The sequence below is a fragment of the Cyanobacteriota bacterium genome (genome assembly GCA_027618255.1).
GTDB lineage: Bacteria > Cyanobacteriota > Vampirovibrionia > LMEP-6097 > LMEP-6097 > JABHOV01.
Genome location: JAQCFG010000088.1, coordinates 1 through 5,950, shown reverse-complemented (window position 1 = coordinate 5,950; position 5,950 = coordinate 1). Strand labels below are relative to the sequence as shown.

Annotated in this window: 5 protein-coding genes; 2 read left to right on the top strand and 3 right to left on the bottom strand. The window is 40.1% G+C overall.

What is annotated here, in order from left to right:
• Nucleotides 1-1,115, top strand: a 1,115-nt coding sequence (gene radA / locus O3C63_09295; protein MDA0773119.1) for a DNA repair protein RadA, incomplete at its 5' end; no start/stop codon positions are given.
• A 10-nt stretch (nt 1,116-1,125) separates the two neighbouring features.
• On the opposite strand, the gene rimO is transcribed toward radA, so the two are convergent.
• The 3 genes from rimO to O3C63_09280 form a co-directional block, all read right to left on the bottom strand.
• Nucleotides 1,126-2,493: a 30S ribosomal protein S12 methylthiotransferase RimO gene (gene rimO / locus O3C63_09290; GenBank protein ID MDA0773118.1), complete on the bottom strand. Its 1,368-nt coding sequence runs from the start codon at nt 2,491-2,493 to the stop codon at nt 1,126-1,128.
• Between the two features lie 124 nt (nt 2,494-2,617).
• Nucleotides 2,618-4,480, bottom strand: a complete 1,863-nt coding sequence (gene typA, locus O3C63_09285) for a translational GTPase TypA (protein MDA0773117.1) — start codon at nt 4,478-4,480, stop codon at nt 2,618-2,620.
• An 86-nt stretch (nt 4,481-4,566) separates the two neighbouring features.
• Nucleotides 4,567-4,884 carry a hypothetical protein gene (locus O3C63_09280; protein ID MDA0773116.1) on the bottom strand — a complete coding sequence of 106 codons (318 nt, stop codon included), beginning with the start codon at nt 4,882-4,884 and terminating at the stop codon, nt 4,567-4,569.
• 120 nt (nt 4,885-5,004) lie between these two features.
• Between O3C63_09280 and O3C63_09275 the strand changes: the two genes are divergently transcribed.
• Entirely contained in the window at nt 5,005-5,940 is a 936-nt protein-coding gene (locus O3C63_09275) for a hypothetical protein (protein ID MDA0773115.1), read from the top strand.
• Nucleotides 5,941-5,950 lie beyond the last annotated feature (10 nt).

Sequence of the window (5,950 nt, the reverse complement as noted above, 5' to 3'; positions counted from 1 at the left end):
CGCTCATGGGCGGAGAGCCTGGAATTGGTAAATCGACTCTACTGCTTCAAGTCAGTAAGAACTTCGCCGATCAAAATCTCACAGTGCTTTATGTAAGTGCTGAAGAATCTAGTAGGCAACTTAAGCTCAGAGCCAATAGACTTGGCATCAAACCCGACTGTAAGGAGATTTTGGTCTATGCAGAAAATAATTTAAATTCAATCATCAATGAAATCGAAAATCTCGAGCCTAATCTCGTTATCATAGACAGTATTCAAGCTGTCTACCTTGCAGAACTAGACTCTGTACCTGGCTCACCAAGCCAAATTCGTGAATGTACCGGCAACCTGATGCGCCTAGCCAAAAGTATCAATGTACCAATCTTTATCGTTGGACATATCAACAAGGAAGGTGATATCGCTGGACCGAAGATGCTTGAACACATGGTAGACACGGTGCTTCAGTTTGAAAACAGTAGAGACTCCAATATCCGTTTCCTGCGCAGTATCAAAAACCGTTTTGGTTCCACTGATGAGATTGCTATCTTTCAGATGGAAGCTCATGGCTTAATTGATGTCACCAACCCTTCTGCTATTTTTCTTGAAGAGAAATCAGGCGGCATGCTCTTTGCGGCTCGTGAGGGTAAGCGCACTATCCTGCTTGAAATACAAGCACTCACGCTTGGTTCTGATTACTCTAACCCAAGGCGCATTGCCAACGGCGTTGAAATCAATCGGCTTCATCAAATACTTGCCATCATAGAAAAAACCCTCGGTATTAGTCTTGCCAAAACCGATATCTATCTCAACGTAGTTGGCGGTATCAATATCAAAGACCCTGCTCTTGATCTTGCCATCGCGCTTGCTATTTACAATAGCGCTATGGGGCAGAGCAATGACCGGGATATAGTTGCCCTTGGTGAGCTTGGTCTATCTGGTGAAATCCGCTCAGTAACCGATATAGAAGCTCGTATCAGAGAATGTAGCAAACTAGGTTACAAAGAAATCATTATCCCGGAGTCTAGTTTTCGCAAACTACAAAACAAAGAAGCGCTTGGAGCCAAAATTATTAGTGCTAAGAATATAAGCAACTTAGTTAAGGCTTCTCATTCCAACAAAACCCTACAAAGAGCTTGACTTTAATACGTTAAGCAACTAACTCCCCAAACAAATCATACTCATCACAATCAACAAGTTTGACTTGAACAAATGATCCTGGTGCAGGCAAAATCGCATCAGCATCAAGCTCACAATATACTTGCCCGTCGATTTCAGGCGCGTCACGGTAACTACGACTAATCAACCTATAGCTACCATCCTCAAGCTCCTCAATATCCTCAAGCAAAACAGTTAATTCTTTGCCAAGAAGTTCTTGGTTTTTTTCTAAACTAATCTGCTGCTGCAATTGCATTAATTTAGCTCTACGCTCTTGCTTAATTTCATCAGCTACTTGATCAGCAAGGTCATATGCAGGAGTACCCATCTCCTTGGAGTAAGTAAAAATACCAACTCTATCAAAACGCGAGTCTTCAATAAAACTATAAAGCTCGTCAAAATCCTCATCAGTCTCGCCAGGAAAACCAGCAATAAAAGTAGTACGAATACAAGCACCTGGTAATTTAGACTTGATTAAAGCTACTGTATCGCGCACAGTAGGAGGGCGTTTCATCCTGAGCAAAACCTCACGAGAAGCGTGCTGTAAGGGAATATCAATATAGTTCATGATATTGTCATGCTTTGCAATCACTTCAAGCATGGCTTCGTCCATCTCAGTCGGATAGGCGTACATCACTCGAATCCACTTGGCTCCAGACTCAGTGGCAACAGCTTCAAGCAAATCAGCAAGCGCTCTGCGTTTGTAGATATCAGTACCATAGGCTGTCGAGTCTTGAGAAACCAAAACTATTTCTTGCGCTCCTCGCTCAACTAAGATCTTGGCTTCAGCAACAACATCCTCGATTGTTCTAGAGTTCATATCACCGCGCAAATGCGGAATGATACAAAAAGCACAACGATGATCACAACCTTCTGCAATCTTGAGATAACTTGAAGGACTTACCTGAGTATGCACTCGCGGAGTTAACGCATTAGCAACAGAATCTGGTTTCTCATCAACACAAACTATCTTGGCATCTTCACCGGCGTTCATCTTTGCTGTCACTTGTTTAACGACATCAAGAATATCTTTGACATTACCAGTACCAACTACTGCTTGCGCTTCAGGCAGCTCATCAAAAAGATCTCCCTTGTAGCGCTGCGCCATACAACCAGTGATAATTAATTTGTGTCCAGCATCAGCCAGTGCACCCAAAACCTCAATACTCTCATTAGTACTATCTTCAATAAAAGTACAAGTATTGACCAAGGACAAATCTGCCTTATCATGATCAGCTGTAATTTGATAACCGGCCGCATGCAAGATACCAATAATGTTTTCTGTATCAACTAGGTTTTTGGGACAACCTAGGGTTGAAACTCCAATGACCGGTAGTTTTTTAGCTGTTTTTGTTACCATAGAATATGTATTGTAGCAAATAGCTCGTTATTGCGAGGCCTTGCCAAAGCCATCTAATCCATAAATCACAAGAATGCTCTCGTCTTTGCATTAGGTTACCCTACGGGTTCCTGGCAATGACGCTTTATGGCTGCCCTTTAGGCTTAGTGGCTCTCGCTTCTTTTTTATCCAATACTGTTTTACGCAAACGTATATTCAAAGGAGTAACTTCAACCAACTCATCATCATTGATATATACCAAAGCTTCTTCTAGTAACATCTTTTTAGGTGTTTTCAAATGCACCAAAGTATCAGAACCAGAAGTTCTCATATTAGTAAGTTGTTTTTCTTTAGTTAAGTTGATTGTAATATCCTGCGGGCGGTTAGCCTCCCCAACTACCATTCCTTTGTAGACCTCAATACCAGGCTCAATAAAGAAAATCCCTCTATCAGCGAATTGCTGCAGGGCATAAGGAGTCACTCTTCCTGTCTCTAAATTAATAAGTACTCCAGATCTGACTCTATTCATCTCACCAACGCTAGGTCTGTAATCAAGAAAACTATGATTCATGATTCCTTCACCCTTGGTAATTTTGACAAAGTCATTATTAAAACCAATCAAACCTCTAGTTGGAATATGAAAAGTCACAACTGATCGCCCTTGAATAGTATTCATTGCAATCATTTCCATTTTGCGCTTGCCTAATGCTTCAATACAAGCTCCAGCATTTTCTTCAGGTACGTCAATTACTAATTCCTCAAATGGTTCATGAACAGCACCATCAACTATCTTTTTAACGATATGTGGCTTAGAGACCTGCAGCTCATAACCCTCTCGTCTCATAGTCTCAATTAAAATTCCAAGATGTAATTCACCTCTACCTGCAACAGCAAAAGAATCTGTTCTATCTGTATCTTGCACTCTAAGTGCCACATTGACAGCCAATTCTTTTTCAAGTCTATCTTTAATTTGTCTTGAAGTAACAAACTTGCCTTCAAGCCCAGCAAAAGGACTATCATTCACTGAAAAAACCATCTCTAAAGTAGGCTCATCAATCAATATTGATGGCAAAGCTTCAGTAAGACTTAGATCACAAATCGTGTCACCGATATTGGCACCTTCAATTCCAGCAATCATAATGATCATACCAGCGCTGGCTTCTGGAATCTCAACTTTGGCAAGACCATTAAAACCATAAATTCGTGCAATCTTTTTCTTAACAACAGCCTTGTCAACTGCATCAATCCAATTCACTTGATCATTGACTTTGACAGTACCATTTAAGATTCTACCGATTTGCATTCTACCCATATAGTCGTTGGCATCAAGACTCACTGCTTGAAACAAAAACGGTGCGTCCACATTGCCTGGTGCTGGTGGTACTGTTTTAAGAATTACATCCATCAATGGTTTAATATCATTTTCAGTGCTAGCAAGCGCAGCTTCCAAATCGAGACTAGTAATTCCTTTAATACCTGAAGCATAAATAATCGGAAAATCAATTTGTTCGTCAGTTGCACCAAGATCAATAAACAACTCAAGTACATTGTCTATCACCCTATCAATAGTAGTATTTGGTTTATCGATTTTGTTAATAACAACGATTGGCTTCAAACCCTGTTCAAATGCCTTTTTCAAAACAAAACGTGTTTGTGGCATCGGTCCTTCAAAAGCATCAACCAAAAGCAAACAACCTTGTACCATTCCAAGTACACGCTCAACTTCTCCACCAAAATCCGAGTGACCCGGAGTGTCAATAATATTGATAATATGGTCAGCATATTTAACAGTGGTATTTTTACTAGAAATAGTAATTCCACGCTCTCTTTCAAGAGGGTTACTATCCATGATGCAACTATCATATTCCTTGTGGTTATCGAGGCTACCGGTATGGCTCAAAATCGCATCCAAAAGCGTAGTCTTCCCGTGGTCGACGTGAGCGATGATTGCAAGATTGCGTATATGACTAATAGTTGACTGTGACAAAGCAAAATAATTATAAGTCATTGATAGCAAGGGAAAGCGCTTATTTGGAATATACGTAAAGACTTAATAATTGCATAGATTGCATAGGGTCGTATCCAATCACCTAACTAATTTGCAAAAGCAGAGCTCTCTACACAATCAGCTTTTTCTTGTGGCAAATAGGCCCAAAGTGAACCAGCTTTCCAAATAGGTTCAATTGAAGTATCAATTTTGTAGATATAAAGACTTTTGATCAATTCCATCGCTCTATTATTCGCGATTCCACGAGGGTCGTTAGTGAGTTTGGTCTTGAGCTTAATAGCGTTTTTCTTACTATTGCAAAGAGCCGGCCCTGGACTTGTACCATTGGTTCTACAAAGCACAGCGATAGTGCCATCGTCTCTTGGGCAAGCTAAAACATAAGTGCTATTGTCAGGTCTTTCCATAAGGGCTTATATACATTATTTTAGCAAACGGCCGGCTATTCTTGCCAAAAAGGCTCCGGGAAAGCTCATTTTCAGTGGATACTTAACTTAGTCTTAATCGCCAATTGCTTCAATTCATTCGTGGTCAACACAGATCCTAGAGCAAATCCATCCATTGGCGCTGAATTTATCAGTGGTCAAATTACTGATAAAGCCTTGGCCCTATTTGATTTATTGAATCAAGTCACTGGAACTGAAGGTGGCAATTTTAAAACTTTTGATATCGAAGGAGAGTCTCTATCACTTGGGCTTTACAGAACAGAAAGGGACGCTGATTCACCGGCTTGGACACAAGGTGACATAATCTATTTTCAAGATAGTGCTAGTAGATTAGAAGCAATTGAATCAAAACTCAGAGTCAACTTTAATAAATTACAAAATGATATCACTGGCAATATCTCCAAACTCTATGAGTTAGTAGGTAAAAGTGCCACTGGAGAAATCAGCTCAGATGACAGCAGCATACTGGGAATGATTAACAAACTAGCTAATGATGATAGCTCATCAGTAGAAGATCTTGAAAACAATATCAGCAATTTACTGATAGACAAAAATGCTATCGAGGCTTTAGTAGACAAACTCTTTGAGCAATTTGAACTTAATGTAACACGGCTCAATGAAGAAATCTTTGATTTACTCAATGACAACGATGATATTTTCTCCAACAGTGAAGGCTCAGAAACAGACACAACTAGTTCAGAACCTAGATACCTTCTAAGTCTCGGAGACAATGAAGCCAAACTAACAATTGACAATCATCCAGATCGCAAATCACATCTAGATCAAGCCTTAGATATCACATTAGAGTTTCTTCAACAAAGATACGAGAACGACACTGACAACACACGACCATGGAACGAAGCCGCTGAAATAGCACTTAGGACAAGTGACATGTTCAGCAGAGGCTCTTTGTTACTAGATCCTAAATTGATTGATGCAATTATCAAAGAGAAAGGGATCAGTGATGATGCTCTCCAAAAATTCACTAATCAACAACAGTTTCTTGCTCGATTTTAAGCGAACCAAG

Coding starts and splice junctions, on each gene's coding strand:
- O3C63_09280 (MDA0773116.1), bottom strand. CDS start 4,884: ATGGAAAGACCTGACAATAGCACTTATGTTTTAGCTTGCCCAAGAGAC.
- typA (MDA0773117.1), bottom strand. CDS start 4,480: ATGACTTATAATTATTTTGCTTTGTCACAGTCAACTATTAGTCATATA.
- rimO (MDA0773118.1), bottom strand. CDS start 2,493: ATGGTAACAAAAACAGCTAAAAAACTACCGGTCATTGGAGTTTCAACC.